Annotated in this window: 14 protein-coding genes and 4 tRNA genes; 4 read left to right on the top strand and 14 right to left on the bottom strand. The window is 60.7% G+C overall.

Going from position 1 to position 15003, the window contains the following annotated elements:
* The first annotated feature begins 128 nt into the window (after window positions 1-128).
* The 3 genes from zur to Q9290_RS07960 all read left to right on the top strand — a co-directional run bounded on the left by zur (window position 129) and on the right by Q9290_RS07960 (window position 1766).
* A complete protein-coding gene (gene zur, locus Q9290_RS07970) occupies window positions 129-578 on the top strand; it encodes a zinc uptake transcriptional repressor Zur (RefSeq protein WP_306079103.1) in 450 nt (149 codons plus the stop codon).
* A 38-nt stretch (window positions 579-616) separates the two neighbouring features.
* Window positions 617-823, top strand: a complete 207-nt coding sequence (locus tag Q9290_RS07965) for a hypothetical protein (RefSeq protein WP_306079102.1) — start codon at window positions 617-619, stop codon at window positions 821-823.
* Window positions 824-887: 64 nt separating this feature from the next.
* A complete protein-coding gene (locus Q9290_RS07960) occupies window positions 888-1766 on the top strand; it encodes a bile acid:sodium symporter family protein (protein WP_306079101.1) in 879 nt (292 codons plus the stop codon).
* Between the two features lie 50 nt (window positions 1767-1816).
* On the opposite strand, the gene alr is transcribed toward Q9290_RS07960, so the two are convergent.
* Window positions 1817-2905 (bottom strand): alanine racemase, encoded by a 1089-nt coding sequence (gene alr, locus Q9290_RS07955; protein ID WP_306079100.1) that lies wholly within the window; start codon window positions 2903-2905, stop codon window positions 1817-1819.
* A gap of 9 nt (window positions 2906-2914) precedes the next feature.
* Entirely contained in the window at window positions 2915-4309 is a 1395-nt protein-coding gene (dnaB, locus tag Q9290_RS07950; protein ID WP_306079099.1) for a replicative DNA helicase, read from the bottom strand.
* 170 nt (window positions 4310-4479) lie between these two features.
* Between dnaB and Q9290_RS07945 the strand changes: the two genes are divergently transcribed.
* Complete coding sequence (locus Q9290_RS07945) at window positions 4480-5328, top strand: Tim44 domain-containing protein (protein WP_306079098.1); 849 nt, start codon at window positions 4480-4482, stop codon at window positions 5326-5328.
* A gap of 274 nt (window positions 5329-5602) precedes the next feature.
* Here Q9290_RS07945 and Q9290_RS07940 read toward each other — a convergent pair whose 3' ends face one another.
* The 12 genes from Q9290_RS07940 to Q9290_RS07885 all read right to left on the bottom strand — a co-directional run bounded on the left by Q9290_RS07940 (window position 5603) and on the right by Q9290_RS07885 (window position 14914).
* A complete protein-coding gene (locus tag Q9290_RS07940; RefSeq protein WP_306079097.1) occupies window positions 5603-6733 on the bottom strand; it encodes a sodium ion-translocating decarboxylase subunit beta in 1131 nt (376 codons plus the stop codon).
* Window positions 6734-6743: 10 nt separating this feature from the next.
* On the bottom strand, window positions 6744-8540 hold the full coding sequence (oadA, locus tag Q9290_RS07935) for a sodium-extruding oxaloacetate decarboxylase subunit alpha (protein WP_306079096.1): 1797 nt from the start codon (window positions 8538-8540) through the stop codon (window positions 6744-6746).
* A gap of 50 nt (window positions 8541-8590) precedes the next feature.
* Window positions 8591-8836 (bottom strand): OadG family protein, encoded by a 246-nt coding sequence (locus Q9290_RS07930; protein ID WP_306079095.1) that lies wholly within the window; start codon window positions 8834-8836, stop codon window positions 8591-8593.
* Between the two features lie 280 nt (window positions 8837-9116).
* Window positions 9117-9193, bottom strand: a tRNA-Arg gene (locus Q9290_RS07925).
* A gap of 25 nt (window positions 9194-9218) precedes the next feature.
* Window positions 9219-9295 (bottom strand) — tRNA-Arg (locus tag Q9290_RS07920).
* Window positions 9296-9320: 25 nt separating this feature from the next.
* A tRNA-Arg gene (locus Q9290_RS07915) sits at window positions 9321-9397 on the bottom strand.
* A 10-nt stretch (window positions 9398-9407) separates the two neighbouring features.
* Window positions 9408-9500: transfer RNA gene (locus Q9290_RS07910), tRNA-Ser, on the bottom strand.
* A 140-nt stretch (window positions 9501-9640) separates the two neighbouring features.
* The gene (gene csrA / locus Q9290_RS07905) at window positions 9641-9832 is read right to left on the bottom strand and encodes a carbon storage regulator CsrA (RefSeq protein WP_019933193.1); all 192 of its coding nucleotides are present in this window, start codon (window positions 9830-9832) and stop codon (window positions 9641-9643) included.
* Between the two features lie 203 nt (window positions 9833-10035).
* Window positions 10036-12663, bottom strand: a complete 2628-nt coding sequence (gene alaS / locus Q9290_RS07900) for an alanine--tRNA ligase (protein ID WP_306079094.1) — start codon at window positions 12661-12663, stop codon at window positions 10036-10038.
* A gap of 102 nt (window positions 12664-12765) precedes the next feature.
* Window positions 12766-13230 carry a regulatory protein RecX gene (locus tag Q9290_RS07895; RefSeq protein ID WP_306079093.1) on the bottom strand — a complete coding sequence of 155 codons (465 nt, stop codon included), beginning with the start codon at window positions 13228-13230 and terminating at the stop codon, window positions 12766-12768.
* 47 nt (window positions 13231-13277) lie between these two features.
* Window positions 13278-14345 (bottom strand): recombinase RecA, encoded by a 1068-nt coding sequence (recA, locus tag Q9290_RS07890; protein ID WP_306079092.1) that lies wholly within the window; start codon window positions 14343-14345, stop codon window positions 13278-13280.
* Window positions 14346-14419: 74 nt separating this feature from the next.
* Window positions 14420-14914, bottom strand: a complete 495-nt coding sequence (locus tag Q9290_RS07885; protein ID WP_306079091.1) for a CinA family protein — start codon at window positions 14912-14914, stop codon at window positions 14420-14422.
* Between the last annotated feature and the right edge of the window lie 89 nt (window positions 14915-15003).

Genomic DNA, 15003 nt, shown 5'->3' with positions numbered 1-15003 from the left:
GTGATGACTTTTTGAACAACAGGGCGCGCATTATACCCAAGCCCGCTCACAGACCCAACCCCGAACGCAGGAAGGGGCGGACTGCTGTGGTAGAATGCGCCCAGAAGCCCTAGCGATGAGCCTGATTTATGTCCATATCACAACAACTTGAACGTGCCGAGCGGCTGTGCGAGCAGCGCGGCGTGCGCTTTACCCCTACCCGTCGTCATGTGTTTGCACTGATGGCCGGTCACAAGGGGGCGGTCAGCGCCTACGAGTTGCTGGACAAGCTCAAGGAGCTGGAGCCCAGCGCCAAGCCGCCCACCGTATACCGGGCGCTGGACTTTTTGCTGGCCCAGGGGTTTGTGCACAAGGTGGAGTCTCTGAATGCCTTTTTATTCTGCGATCACTTCGCCGAACATCATCCCATGCAATTGCTCATCTGCACTCAGTGCGGCGAGGTCATCGAACTGCACGATGAGGCCATCAACCGCGCTTTTGAGCACCAGGCCGAGCTGCACGGCTTTGCCATCACCAGCCAGTCCATCGAGGCCCACGGCCAGTGCCGCCGCTGTCAGGGCGAAACCGCCGGCAGCTGATATGCTTATGGCACAGCCATCAACACATGGACGCAACGATGGGCGCACTGATCAAACTGCTGCTGTTACTGCTGGTCGGCTTTTTTCTGGCCAGCGAAGTCAATCTCAGCACCTCGCTGTATCGCTATGAAGACAATGAAATCGAGCTGACCTTTCCGGTCTGGCAAACCGACAACCCCTGGTATTACCTCAAGTGGAACCCGGCTGAACACGAGTTCGAACAGCGTATCAGCCTGAAACAGTGACCCCGATCAGTGTCGTGCGGCACCACCGTGCTAGTATGCCGGCTTTTACGCACGGAACAGGACCATGGTCGAACCACTGATCAATCTGTTACTGCCATTCATGCTGGCACTGATGACCCTGGTCATGGGCATGACCCTGGAAGCCACCCACTTCACTCGCCTTCTGCGCCGCCCTCGCCCGCTGCTGCTGGGGCTGGCACTGCAATGGTTGCTGCTGCCGTTGCTGGCCTGGGGGCTGATTTGGCTGCTGGCACTGCCGCCGCTGGTGGCCGCCGCCCTGGTACTGATCACCGCCGCCCCCGGTGGCGCCACCTCCAACCTGTTCAGTTTTCTGGCCGACGGCGACACCGCCCTTTCGGTGAGCCTCACCGCCCTGGTCGGCCTGCTGGCCCCCCTGTGGATGCCGGTGGTGGTGATGCTGCAACTGGGCTGGCTCGGCCAGCACAACGCCAGCCTGGCCCTGCCACTGGGGCCGGCCATGGCCCAACTGGCGTTGATCTGTATCGTTCCCGTGTTGGTCGGCATGGCGGTACGCCGGCGCTGGTGCGCCTGGGCAAAACGCCATCAGCCGCGGCTGAAAAGAACCGTGAGCCTGATGTTTCTGCTGCTGCTCCTGGTGCTGGTAGCCCGTCATCGTGAAGACTTGCCTTCCCTGTTCAGCCTGGCGGCGTTGGCCATGCTGCTATTGTGCACCACGGCCCTGACCGCCGGCTACGGGCTGGCACGTCTGGCCGGCTGCACCGAAACCGGTTGTCGCAGCCTGGCCTTTGAAACCGGCATTCAAAACGCCGCCATCGCCATTGTGGTGGCCTACACCCAGCTCAATTCCGGCGAGCTGGCCCTGATGGCGCTGCTGTACGGCATTGTGATGAACATTCCCGCCCTGTTGCTGCTGGGCTGGTTTCGCAGCCGGCAACCAGCAGCGCAATGGCGTGAGGCGTAAATCAAAAAGGCCCTGTTGCGAACAACAGGGCCTTTCTTCACGCCGAAGACTTAATCGACGTATTCCAGTCTGGGCCGGGCGGTCATGCGGGTGACCAGCTCGTAGGCGATGGTGCCCACATGGCGGGCCACTTCTTCCGCCGCCAGGCCGTCGCCCCACAGAATGACTTCATCACCCACCCTGTCGGTGGCATCCGGCCCCAGATCCACCGTAGCCATGTCCATGGACACCCGGCCCGCCAGTGGTACTCGGCGGCCGTTTACCAGCACCGGCGTGCCCGCCGGCGCCATGCGCGGATAGCCGTCGCCGTACCCCACGGCAATCACCCCGATGCGGGTGTCTCTCGGGCTGACCCAGCTGCCGGCGTAGCCCACCGGCTCGCCGGCCTTGTGCTCGCGCACCGCAATCAGGGTGGAGGTAAAGTTCATCGCCGGACGCAGACCGAAGTCGGTGCCCTGCTGCTCGCCAAAGGGCGTGATGCCATAGAGCATGACACCGGGACGAATGTAGTCGGCATGAGCGTCGGGAAACGCCAGCACACCGGCAGAATTGCACAAGGCGGTGGCGCCCACCCTGCCCTCGGTGGCGGCCTTGAAGGCCGCAATCTGCGCCTCGGTAATGGCACGCTGATCCGGCTCGTCGGCGCGGGCGAAGTGGGTCATGGCGTTCAGGGGCTGGATCACACCGGGCAGGTGGGCCAGACGGGCAAACACGCCCTCGGCTTCTTCCGGAGCAAAACCGACCCTGTGCATGCCCGAGTCGATTTTGACCCAGACGGTGACTGGGGCGGCAAGGGGAGTCTGCTCGAGGGCGTCGAGCTGGGCATGGCTGTGAATGCACAGGTGAAAGTCGTGGCGGGCAGCGTAGTGCAGCTGCTCCAGGTTAAAAAAGCCTTCCAGCAGCAGAATGGGCAGCTGAATGCCGCCGGCACGCAGACGCTGGGCCTCTTCAAAGCGGGCCACCGCAAACATGTCGGCGTCGCGCTCCAGCGCCGCCGCCACGGTGAGATCACCGTGACCATAGGCATTGGCCTTGACCACGGCCATGGCTTTGGCCGTGGGCGCCGTTTGCCTGGCCACCTTCAGGTTGTGCCGAATCGCCTCCAGACTGATGCGGGCCACCGCTCCCCGTGCATCCATTTTCGCTCCTTAATAATCATCATCGAAATCCGGTCCGGCGTAGTTGTCGAAGCGGGAAAACTGTCCCTGAAACGTCAGCCGCACCTTGCCTATGGGTCCGTTACGTTGCTTGCCGATGATGATTTCAGCGATGCCTTTATCGGGGCTGTCTTCGTGATAGACCTCGTCCCGATAGATAAACATGATGAGGTCGGCATCCTGCTCGATGGAGCCGGATTCCCGCAGGTCCGAGTTTACCGGGCGCTTGTCGGCCCGCTGTTCCAGGCTTCGGTTCAGCTGGGACAGTGCCACCACGGGCACTTCCAGCTCCTTGGCCAGGGCCTTGAGCGAGCGGGAGATCTCGGCGATCTCCAGGGTCCGGTTGTCGGCCAGACTGGGTACCGTCATCAGTTGCAGGTAGTCGATCATGATCATGCTGACGCCGCCGTGCTCACGGGCCACACGCCGGGCCCGGGAACGCACTTCGGTGGGGGTCAGGCCGGAGGAGTCGTCAATATAGAGCTGACCCTTTTCCAGCAACATGCCCATGGTGGACGACAACCTGCCCCAGTCTTCATCATCCAGTTGCCCGGTTCGAATGCGGGTTTGATCGATTCTCCCCAGGGAAGCAAGCATCCGCATAATAATCTGCTCAGATGGCATTTCCAAGGAGAATATGAGCACTGGTTTGTCATTTGTTAGTGCAGCGTGCTCACAAAGATTCATTGCAAAAGTGGTTTTACCCATAGAGGGTCTGGCCGCCACTATAATCAGATCGGAAGATTGCAGCCCTGCAGTTTTTTTATCTAGATCATTGTATCCAGTAGAGACACCGGTAATGCCCTGATGAGGATTTTTAAATAAATCCTCTATGCGATCTATGGTCTTTTCGAGCAGGTTACGCAGCGGCTGAGGGCCTTCATTGGCACTGGTGCGGCTCTCGGCAATCTTGAATACCCGGCTTTCGGCCAGATCCAGCAGATCGGATGAGTTGCGCCCCTGAGGGTCGAAACCGGCCTCGGCAATCTCGTTGGCCACCGCGATCATTTCACGCACCACCGCCCGCTCCCGCACGATATCGGCATAGGCGCCGATGTTGGCGGCACTGGGGGTGTTCTTGGCCACTTCCACCAGGTAGGAGAAACCGCCCACGGTTTCCAGCGCCTCATGGCGCTCCAGCTCTTCCTGTACCGTGATCAGATCGATGGGGCTGCCGGTCTGGCTGAGCCGCTGCATGGCCTGAAACACCAGCCGGTGGGGCCGGCTGTAAAAGTCGGCATCCGAGACCTTCTCCGCGACCCGGTCCCAGGCGTTGTTGTCCAGCAGCAGGCCGCCCAGCACGGACTGCTCCGCTTCAAAGGAGTGGGGCGGCATTTTTAGCTGGGCCACGGCCTGATCGGACCGGTTGGCGGTCTTGTCTGTCATCGGAACTCTCGCTGATTGACCAAAACGTCATTATCGGAATTTTTGGCCGGTACGGAAAGGTTCAAAGTTGTCTGTAGGTTCACGGGCGCGCCACTGAATAACAAAACGGCAGTTGACATAACATGTCGCTGCTTTAGGATGTTGCCAGTCCGTTAATCAAGGAAACCACCATGCGCAAACTGCTTGCCCTGTTTACCCTGATCTTTGCGGTGGGTCTGACCACCACCGCCTTTGATGCCGAAGCCCGCAAGATGGGCGGTGGCAGCCGCTCCATCGGCAAGTCTTTCAAGACCGCGCCGGCGCAGCCAACCCAGCAAAACATCAACCGCAACAACACCAGCCAGACCCAGCCCCAGTCCAAAAAATCCGGCCTGATGGGCGGCATTCTGGGTGGCCTGCTGGCCGGCGGCCTGTTCGCCGCCCTGCTCGGCTCCGGCGCCTTTGAAGGCTTTCAGTTCATGGACTTTCTGCTGATCGCCGGCCTGGCCTTTGGCGCCGTCATGCTGTTCCGCGCCCTGCGCCGAAGCAAGGCTCAGGCCGCCCAGCCCGCCTACAACGGCCCCCAGCGTTTTGAAGCGCCGCCGGCAGCCCCGGCCGCAACCGGTGCCACCGGCGGTTTTGGCGCCACCGATGTGCCGTTCAACCTGCCTCCCGGCTTTGACATGCAGGCCTTTTTACAGGGCTCCCGCGAGCATTACCGCACCCTGCAGGAAGCCTGGAACCAGAACAACCTGGAAAAAATGCGTGAATACCTGTCGCCGGAGCTGTTTGCCGAGCTGAGCCGGGAGCGTGCCACCCTGAGCGGTGATCAGCACACCGAGGTGATGTTCGTGGACGCCGAGCTGGTGCGTGCCGACCACACTTCCTACCAGGCCCAGGTGAGCCTGAAGTTCAGCGGCCGCTACCGCGACAGCGCGGAAAACGTGGAGCAGGACATCAATGAAATCTGGCACCTGGAGCGGGATCTGACCCAGGCCAACTCCCCCTGGCTGATTGTGGGTCTGGAAGACCTGGCCTGATAGTTTTCATTCTCTGTATCAAAGGGCTGCCCATGGGCAGCCCTTTTTTGTAGGCGACCTTGGTGGAGCGCGGGCAGCCTGCCCGCCATTTGGCGCAAAGCGGCAACCCGGGTCATTGAGCGCCTCTCGGCACTGATGCAGGCTGGCAGCCTGCGCGGGAAGGACAGCATATAGAATCTGGTTCGTGGCAATCCTCATTTCCAGCCCCTGTTCCCGGGACGCTCATACAAAAAAAGGCGCCCGCAGGCGCCTTGCTATACAAGGATAAAAAGACTCAGCCCACCAGTGCCAGCAGCACACCGGCGGCAACCGCCGAGCCGAGCACGCCGGCCACGTTGGGCCCCATGGCGTGCATCAGCAGGAAGTTCTGATGGTTGGCTTCCAGACCCACCTTGTTCACCACTCGGGCGGCCATGGGCACCGCCGACACGCCGGCGGCGCCGATCAGCGGGTTGACCTTGCCACCGGTCAGGCGGCTCATCAGCTTGGCCATCAACACGCCGGTGGCGGTGCCGATGGAAAAGGCCACCGCGCCCAGAGCCAGAATGCCGAGGGTGTCCAGGGTCAGGAACTTGTCCGCCGACAGCTTGGAGCCCACCGCCAGTCCCAGAAAGATGGTGACCACGTTGATCAGCTCGTTCTGTGCGGTTTTCGACAGCCGGTCCACCACGCCCGACTCCTTCATCAGGTTGCCCAGGCAGAACATGCCCACCAGGGGCACAGCCGATGGCAGGAACAGCAGCGTCAGGGTGAGGATCATCAGCGGAAAGATCACCTTTTCCCGACGGCTCACATGGCGCAGCTGGTCCATCTTGATGGCCCGCTCTTCCGGCGTGGTCAGCAGCTTCATAATGGGCGGCTGAATGATCGGCACCAGCGCCATGTAGGAATAGGCCGCCACGGCGATGGCCCCCAGCAGATCCGGCGCCAGCCGCGATGCCAGGAAGATGGCGGTGGGGCCGTCGGCGCCGCCGATAATGGCGATGGCCGAGGCGTCCGCCAGGCTGAAGTCAAACCCGGGCAGCGCATTCAGGGCAATGGCACCAAACAGGGTGGCAAAAATGCCAAACTGAGCCGCCGCCCCCAGCAACAGGGTCTTGGGGTTGGCGATCAGCGCCCCGAAATCGGTCATGGCCCCCACCCCCATGAAGATCAGCAAGGGAAACACCCCGCTGCCGATGCCCACTTCATAGACGTAGTAGAGCAGGCCGCCGGGATCGGCCATGCCGGCATTGGGAATATTGGCCAGCACACCACCAAAGCCGATGGGCAGCAGCAGCAGGGGCTCAAAGCCCCGGGCGATGGCCAGGTACAACAGCAGCAGTCCCACCGCAATCATCACCAGTTGCTTCCAGTGGAAGTTGGCGATGCCGGTTTCCTGCCACAGTGTTAACAGAGAGTCCATTCCGCGCTCCTTATGCCAGACTGACCAGGGCATCGCCCACGGACACGGCATCGCCTTCCTTCACCAGCACGTCCACCACCTGACCGTCCCGGGCGGCACGCACCTCGGTTTCCATCTTCATGGCTTCCATGATCAGCAGTACCTCACCGGCGGCCACTCGGCTGCCTTTTTTGGCCAGTATCTTGAAGATGTTGCCCGCCAGCGGAGCACTTACCGGCTCGCCACTGCCGGCCGGGGCTGCCGCTGCAGGCGCCGGGGCAGCAGGCGCAGGTGCCGCAGCGCCCGCTTCCTGAACGGCACTGATGCTGCCCGACGGGCCCACTTCCACTTCATATACGCGGCCGTCCACCTTGACCGCATAGGTCTCGGGGGCGCCCGCAGGGGCGCTGGCGGGCGCAGAAGCAGCCGGGGCCGGCTCGGTGCCCGGGGCCGGCTCAAAGGCCTCCGGGTTGTCGCGGTTGCGCAGGAACTTGAGGCCGATTTGCGGGAACAGCGCATAGGTGAGCACATCGTCCACCTCGTCGGTGGCCACCCGCAGCTTTTCTTCCTTGGCCAGCGCCTGAAACTCGCCGGTCAGGCGCACGAGCTCGTCAGTGAGCTTGTCGGCGGGGCGGCAGGTAATGGCTTCGCCACCGTCCAGCACCCGGGCCTGCAGCTCGGCATTCACCGGGGCCGGCGCGGCGCCATATTCGCCCTTGAGGATGCCGGCGGTTTCCTTGGTGATGGTCTTGTAGCGCTCGCCGGTGAGCACGTTGATCACCGCTTGGGTGCCCACAATCTGGGAGGTGGGGGTCACCAGCGGAATAAAGCCCAGATCTTCCCGCACCCGCGGGATCTCTTCCAGCACCTCGTCCATGCGATCGGCGGCGCCCTGCTCTTTCAACTGGCTTTCCATGTTGGTGAGCATGCCACCGGGTACCTGGGCCAGCAGAATGCGGGAGTCCACGCCCTTGAGGCTGCCTTCGAATTTGGCGTACTTCTTCCGTACTTCGCGGAAGTAGGCGGCGATTTCTTCCAGCCTGGTCAGATCCAGGCCGGTGTCGCGCTCACTGTCCTGCACCATGGCCACCACGGTTTCGGTGGGGGAATGGCCGTAGGTCATGCTCATGGAAGACACGGCAGTATCGAGAATATCGATGCCGGCGTCGATGGCCTTCATGTGGGTCGGCAGACTGAGGCCGGTGGTGGCATGGCAGTGCAGCGCCAGCGGCAGCGACACTTCGGCCTTGATGCGCTTGATCAGGGTCTCCGCCTCGTAGGGCTTGAGCAGGCCCGACATGTCCTTGATGCAGATGGAGTGACAGCCGAGATCCTGCAACCGCTTGGCCATATCTACCCAGGTGTCCAGGGTGTGAACCGGCGAGGTGGTGTAGGAGATGGTGCCCTGGGCATGACCACCCATTTCCACCGTGGCCTTGATGGCGCTCTGCAGGTTGCGCACATCGTTCATGGCATCAAAGATACGGAATACGTCCATGCCGTTGGCGCGGGCCCGCTCCACGAACTTGAACACCAGATCGTCGGCGTAATGGCGGTAGCCCAGCAGGTTCTGACCTCGCAGCAGCATTTGCTGGCGGGTATTGGGCATGGCCTTTTTCAGGGCACGCAGCCGCTCCCAGGGGTCTTCGCCCAGGTAACGGATGCAAGCGTCAAAAGTGGCGCCGCCCCAGGTTTCCAGCGACCAGTAACCGATAGCATCGAGCTTTTCGGCAATGGGCAGCATGTCTTCCAGGCGCAGGCGGGTGGCCAGCAGGGATTGGTGCGCGTCACGCAGCACCACGTCGGTAATGGCGAGGGGTTGAGTCATGGTTCAAGGCTCCGTTCAAGTTCCGTTTCAGGGTTTCCGTGTTATGCCGCTCAGTGCTTGTGATTTTTTTTGTATTGCGCAATGGCGGCAGAGATGACGGCCAGCGTCTGCGGGCCGGGCCCGTGCTCACTGGCTGGTGCAGCGGCCTGGGCGGCAGGCACCGGTGCTGCTTCGCCCGCAAAGCGGGCCAGCAGGGTAACGGCCACAATGGCCAGTGACAGAAAGGCAAACACGAAGGCCATGCCCAGCCCCATCAGGCTGGCCGCCTCCAGCAGTTGTGCAGAAAGGTTGTTCATCAGCATTGTCCTTGCTGTGGTTGTCCAGGGGCACGAGCATATCCAGAGCGGCTTGGTACTGGCAACGCCGCATTATTAAAATTGTTGTAATGATCCTAAAACAAGTTGATTTTCGATGGCTGGATCACGCTCGTAGCGGGTAATAAAACGCCGAAAAAGACCTTGTGACGAAGCATATTGAAAGTTGTATACGAAAAAAGACGTGGTGATATACAAAAAGGCGAGCAGGGGGTGCTCTGCGGAAAAGCAAAAAGCCGGCACAAGGCCGGCTTTTTTTAAATGGCGCATCCGGGAGGATTCGAACCTCCGACCGCTCGGTTCGTAGCCGAGTACTCTATCCAGCTGAGCTACGGATGCAAAGTTGTGTGCGTTAATTTTCAGATGGCGCATCCGGGAGGATTCGAACCTCCGACCGCTCGGTTCGTAGCCGAGTACTCTATCCAGCTGAGCTACGGATGCTTTTCTGAAAAACGCTTTTTAAAAATGGCGCATCCGGGAGGATTCGAACCTCCGACCGCTCGGTTCGTAGCCGAGTACTCTATCCAGCTGAGCTACGGATGCGCTGCAAAAATGGCGGTGAAGGAGGGATTCGAACCCTCGATGCGGGTATAAGCCGCATACTCCCTTAGCAGGGGAGCGCCTTCAGCCTCTCGGCCACCTCACCGTGTTTGCGGGGCGTATATTACCGCCGGGCCAAAATAAGTCAAACACTTTTCCGACCTGTTTTTTTCGTTCGAACAGACTTTAAGCATTTAGCATCAAAATCCGGCAAAATGAATAAAAAACACCCCATAAACCCGCTAATTAATACTGGCTGTCGTCGCCGGTACCCTTCTCCGCCTGTATCCGCATGTAGATTTCTTCACGGTGTACGGACACTTCTTTTGGTGCATTCACACCAATGCGCACCTGGTTACCCTTGACGCCCAGCACGGTTACGGTTACTTCGTCACCGATCATCAGGGTTTCCCCTACTCGACGAGTCAAAATCAGCATATGGCTGCTCCTGTAATGGCAATGTATTAGTGAAATATTTTGTTCATTATCCGCTAAAGACGACGAAAAACCCAGCCTTCCCATGGCATGAAATGGGGTAATACGACATCAAAATCAAGAGGCCTGTCGATGACAGGCCTCTTTTACTGTTCGGCGTATGGCTGCCGATTCAAATTATAGACGGCCTGGTCAGGCCTGCCGGGTTACAGACGCTCGTTCAGCCAAGACTTGACCGAGTCCAGCGCCGCCGGCAGTGCCGCCGGCTCGCTGCCGCCGGCCTGAGCCATGTCGGGGCGACCACCGCCCTTGCCACCCACCTGCTGGGCCACCATGTTGACCAGCTCGCCGGCCTTGACCTTGCCGGTAAGATCCTTGGTGACGCCGGCAATCAGGCTGACTTTGTCGCCGCTGACGGTGCCCAGCACCACCACGCCGGACTGCAGCTTGGACTTGAGATCGTCCAGGGTACCGCGCAGGGACTTGGCATCCACCCCTTCCAGGTTGGCCACCAGCACCTTGTTGCCGTTGATGTCGACCACCTGCTCCAGCAGAGAAGCGCCGGCCTGAGCCGCCAGCTTGCCCTTGAGCTGCTCGATTTCCTTTTCCAGCTGACGGCTGCGATCCAGCACCTGACGCACCTTGGCCGATACCGAGAAGGTATCACCCTTCACCAGGCTGGCGGCCTGGCCGATTTCGTGGTCGAGCTGATGCAGGTAAGCCAAGGCCGCTTCGCCGGTCACCGCCTCGATACGGCGCACGCCGGCGGCGATACCGCTTTCGGACAGGATCTTGAACAGACCGATGTCACCGGTGCGGCTGACATGGGTACCGCCACACAGCTCGGTGGACACTTCGCCCATGGCCACAACCCGTACTTCGTTTTCATCGTACTTCTCGCCGAACAGGGCGGTGGCACCGGCCTGTTTTGCCCCTTCCAGATCCATCAGCTGCGTGGACACCGGCAGGTTGGCGCGAATATCGCGGTTGACCATGTCTTCCACTTCCCGCAGTTCCTGGGCGCTCATGGCCTCCAGGTGGGAGAAGTCGAAGCGCAGCCGCTCCGGCTCGACCAGTGAGCCCTTCTGGGTCACATGGTCACCCAGCAGCTTGCGCAGGCTGGCATGCAGCAAGTGGGTCACCGAGTGGTTGAGAGCGGTGGCCTGACGACGGGCACCGTCGACCGCGGCAGACACGCTTTCGCCCACTTCCAGGGTGCCCAGCTCCAGGTAGCCCAGGTGCAGAATGCCGTTGCCGGCTTTTTGCGTGTCTTTCACCACAAACAGGCCGTCGTCCATGCGGATGACGCCCGCATCGCCCACCTGGCCGCCAGACTCGGCGTAAAACGGCGTGGTGTCGAGCACCACGGCGCCCTCTTCACCGGCAATCAGGGCATTCACCGGCTCGCCATCCTTGAACAGACCCGTCACCTTGCCCGGCTGGGCCAGGTGCTCGTAGCCGGTAAAGGCGGTTTCGCCGTCCACCTTGATGGCCTTGGTGTAATCCACACCAAAGTTGGAGGCTTCCTTGGCCCGCTCCCGCTGCTGCTGCATCAGGGTTTCAAAGCCGGCCTCGTCGATGCTGAGGTCCCGATCCCGCAGCACGTCGGCGGTCAGATCCGCCGGAAAACCGTAGGTATCATACAGCTTGAACACCACGTCGCCGGACAGCACAGTGCTGTCGCCCAGCTCATTAATGGCGTCTTCCAGCAGTTGCAGGCCCCGGCCCAGGGTGCGGGCAAACTGCTCTTCTTCCAGCCGCAGCACCTTCTCGATAATGGGGCGCTGGGTATTGAGCTCGGGATAGGCCTCGCCCATCTGCTCGCAAAGAGCCCCTACCAGGGTGTGGAAGAAGGTCTTGTCGGCACCCAGCTTGCGGCCGTGGCGCACGGCCCGGCGAATGATACGGCGCAGCACGTAGCCCCGGCCCTCGTTGGACGGCATCACGCCATCGGCAATCAGGAAGGAGCAGGAACGAATGTGGTCGGCAATCACCCGCAGCGACTTGTTGTCAAGATCGGTGGTGCCCACGGCCTCGGCGGCGGCCTTGATCAATGCCTGGAACAGGTCGATTTCATAGTTGGAGTGCACGCCCTGCAAAATGGTGGCGATACGCTCCAGGCCCATGCCGGTATCCACCGAGGGCTTGGGCAACGGCTCCATGGTGCCGTCGGCATGACGGTTGAACTGCATGAACACCAGGTTCCAGATTTCAATGTAGCGGTCGCCGTCTTCTTCCGGGCTGCCGGGAGGACCACCCCAGATGTGCTCGCCGTGATCGTAGAAGATCTCGGTACAGGGGCCGCAGGGGCCGGTGTCGCCCATGGTCCAGAAGTTGTCGGAGGCGTACTGGGCGCCCTTGTTGTCGCCGATACGCACGATGCGATCTACCGGCACACCAATTTGCTGGGACCAGATACCAAAGGCTTCGTCGTCGGTCTCGTAGACGGTGACCCACAGCTTGTCCTTGGGCAGCTTGACCACGTCGGTCAGGAATTCCCAGGCGAAGCGAATGGCATCCTGCTTGAAGTAGTCACCAAAGCTGAAGTTGCCCAGCATTTCAAAGAAGGTGTGGTGACGGGCGGTGTAACCCACGTTTTCCAGATCGTTGTGCTTGCCGCCGGCACGCACGCAACGCTGGGAGCTGACGGCCCGGTTGTAGGCCCGCTGCTCCAGGCCCAGGAACAGATCCTTGAACTGGTTCATGCCGGCATTGGTAAACAGCAGGGTCGGGTCGTTGTGAGGCACCAGCGAGCTGGACGCCACCACCTGGTGTCCTTGCTGGCGGAAATACTCGAGAAACGCGTTGCGTAACTCAGACGTGGTCATTCGCATGGAAAATCCTGTTGATTGCTTGGTAGGCGTTAACTCCCATAATTTAAAAGGAATGGGGAGCAATGTAAAACGCGCCATCAGGGCGATGACGGCAGAAAGGCGCTATTCGTCACCGCTTTCCAGGGCGTAGCGAATGTGATCCGGGCCAAAGCCCCTCGCCTGCAGGTAGCGCATGCGCCGGGCCCGCTCCTTGAAATCGGTGACGGGTGCCTCGCCAAAGCGGGCCAGATGGCATTCCCGGGCCAGTTCGAACCAGTCGGTGTCCTGCTCTTCCAGGGCCGCGGCTATCTCTTCGGCGCTGACGCCCTTGCGCTGCAACTCGGCGCGAATGCGCTGAGGGCCATGCTTTTTATAAATATGCTGACGCACCTGAACCTGGGCAAAGCGCGCATCCTGCAGCCATTGCTGCTGCTCCAGCCTGTCGAGCGTGCGGGCTATGGCGCTTTCATCAAACTGGCGCTGGTGCAGTTTTTGCTCCAACTCTCGTCGGCTGTGATCCCGCCGCGACAGCAAGCGCAGGGCGCAGTCCCACACGGCCTGATCCGGATTGGATGATTCAAATAACATAAGGAAGTCTTTCAAAAACAAAAGCCGGGCATTGCCCGGCCTTGTTATCAGAATTCGGCGTTGCCGTCGGGGCCGTCCAGCTCGGCCAGGACTTCGCCCTTACCGTCAGCGTCGGCAGCCGCACCGGGCGCCAGCAGCAGCATTTCACGCAGTTGCTGCTCAATTTCTTCAGAGATGTTCTTGTGCTCCAGCAGGTACTTGATGGAGTTGGCCTTGCCCTGGCCAATCTTGTCACCCTTGTAGCTGTACCAGGCACCGGCCTTTTCAATCAGCTTGTGCTTGACGCCCAGCTCAATCAGCTCGCCTTCCTTGGAAATGCCGGCACCATACATGATCTGGAACTCAGCCTGCTTGAACGGCGGTGCCACCTTGTTCTTGACCACCTTGACCCGGGTTTCGTTACCCACCACTTCGTCGCCTTCCTTGATGGAGCCGATACGACGAATGTCGAGACGCACGGAAGAGTAGAACTTGAGGGCGTTACCACCCGTGGTGGTTTCGGGGCTGCCGAACATGACGCCGATTTTCATGCGGATCTGGTTGATAAAGATACACAGGCAGTTGGCGCTCTTGATATTACCGGTCAGCTTGCGCAGCGCCTGAGACATCAGGCGGGCCTGCAGGCCCACGTGGGAGTCACCCATTTCGCCTTCAATTTCGGCGCGAGGAGTAAGCGCTGCCACCGAGTCGACGATGATGACGTCGACCGCACCGGAGCGCACCAGCATGTCGCAGATTTCCAGCGCCTGTTCACCGGTGTCGGGCTGGGACACCAGCAGGTCGTCCACGTTCACCCCCAGTTTGCCGGCATACACCGGATCCAGCGCGTGTTCGGCATCGACGAAGGCACACACCTTGCCGGCGCGCTGGGCCTGGGCGATCACCTGCAGGGTCAGGGTGGTTTTACCGGAGGACTCGGGGCCGTAGATTTCAACAATACGGCCGGTGGGCAGGCCACCAATGCCAAGGGCGATGTCCAGAGACAGGGAGCCGGTGGAAATGGCTTCAACATTCAAAGCCTTGTTGTCGCCCAAACGCATGATGGAGCCCTTGCCAAACTGTTTTTCAATCTGGCCCAGGGCGGCGGCCAAGGCTTTTTCTTTGTTCTGATCCATAAAATGCTCCGCTGAAATTGGCTGGTGCGTTATTCAAGAAACTGGGGTTGAGTATACTGGTTATTCGTACAGTATCAAGTCGGGTTTTGTTCAAGCAGGTCAAGGCAGGCCTGTAACGCGTGCAGCACGGTCTGGTGACGTATCTGGGAACGATCGCCGTCGAGCCGCAGCAGCCGGCAATCGAGACGGTCAGCACTCGTCGAGTAGCAGGCCAGCCAGACGGTGCCCACGGGTTTTTCCGGGCTACCGCCGCCGGGGCCGGCCACCCCGGTGACCGCCACGCCAAGGCCGCAGCCGGACTGAGCACAGGCGCCACGCACCATGGCCTCGGCCACTTCCCGGCTGACCGCGCCATGGCGCTCAATGAGGGCGGTGTCCACGCCCAGCATGTCGTGCTTGGCGGCATTGGAATAAGTGACAAAGCCCCGGTCAAACCAGGCCGAGCTACCGGCAATGTCGGTCATGGCGGCGGCAATGCCACCGCCGGTGCAGGACTCGGCGGTGGTCATCATGATGCCCCTGGCCTGTAGCGCCTCACCCAGTTGCCGTGCCAGTGTGTCCGTGTCCATCGCCTGCCCCATGTGCTCGTTTCAATATGCTGGTATTATGCCGGGCTCGGCCAAAGGGTGCCAACACCATTGCTTACCACCTCGTAAAG

The sequence above is a fragment of the Oceanimonas aquatica genome, assembly GCF_030732065.1.
In the GTDB taxonomy this organism is placed as follows: Bacteria; Pseudomonadota; Gammaproteobacteria; order Enterobacterales; family Aeromonadaceae; genus Oceanimonas.
Note: the sequence above shows the minus strand (reverse complement) of the source record. Positions and strands in the feature narration are given on the sequence as shown.

Bases quoted from the DNA above. Each gene is read 5' to 3' on its own strand.
- Q9290_RS07940 (WP_306079097.1), bottom strand. From the start codon at position 6,733: ATGGACTCTCTGTTAACACTGTGGCAGGAAACCGGCATCGCCAACTTC.
- zur (WP_306079103.1), top strand. From the start codon at position 129: ATGTCCATATCACAACAACTTGAACGTGCCGAGCGGCTGTGCGAGCAG.
- recA (WP_306079092.1), bottom strand. From the start codon at position 14,345: ATGGATCAGAACAAAGAAAAAGCCTTGGCCGCCGCCCTGGGCCAGATT.
- Q9290_RS07930 (WP_306079095.1), bottom strand. From the start codon at position 8,836: ATGAACAACCTTTCTGCACAACTGCTGGAGGCGGCCAGCCTGATGGGG.
- Q9290_RS07960 (WP_306079101.1), top strand. From the start codon at position 888: ATGGTCGAACCACTGATCAATCTGTTACTGCCATTCATGCTGGCACTG.
- oadA (WP_306079096.1), bottom strand. From the start codon at position 8,540: ATGACTCAACCCCTCGCCATTACCGACGTGGTGCTGCGTGACGCGCAC.
- dnaB (WP_306079099.1), bottom strand. From the start codon at position 4,309: ATGACAGACAAGACCGCCAACCGGTCCGATCAGGCCGTGGCCCAGCTA.
- Q9290_RS07885 (WP_306079091.1), bottom strand. From the start codon at position 14,914: ATGGACACGGACACACTGGCACGGCAACTGGGTGAGGCGCTACAGGCC.
- Q9290_RS07945 (WP_306079098.1), top strand. From the start codon at position 4,480: ATGCGCAAACTGCTTGCCCTGTTTACCCTGATCTTTGCGGTGGGTCTG.
- Q9290_RS07965 (WP_306079102.1), top strand. From the start codon at position 617: ATGGGCGCACTGATCAAACTGCTGCTGTTACTGCTGGTCGGCTTTTTT.
- Q9290_RS07895 (WP_306079093.1), bottom strand. From the start codon at position 13,230: ATGTTATTTGAATCATCCAATCCGGATCAGGCCGTGTGGGACTGCGCC.
- alr (WP_306079100.1), bottom strand. From the start codon at position 2,905: ATGGATGCACGGGGAGCGGTGGCCCGCATCAGTCTGGAGGCGATTCGG.
- alaS (WP_306079094.1), bottom strand. From the start codon at position 12,663: ATGCGAATGACCACGTCTGAGTTACGCAACGCGTTTCTCGAGTATTTC.
- csrA (WP_019933193.1), bottom strand. From the start codon at position 9,832: ATGCTGATTTTGACTCGTCGAGTAGGGGAAACCCTGATGATCGGTGAC.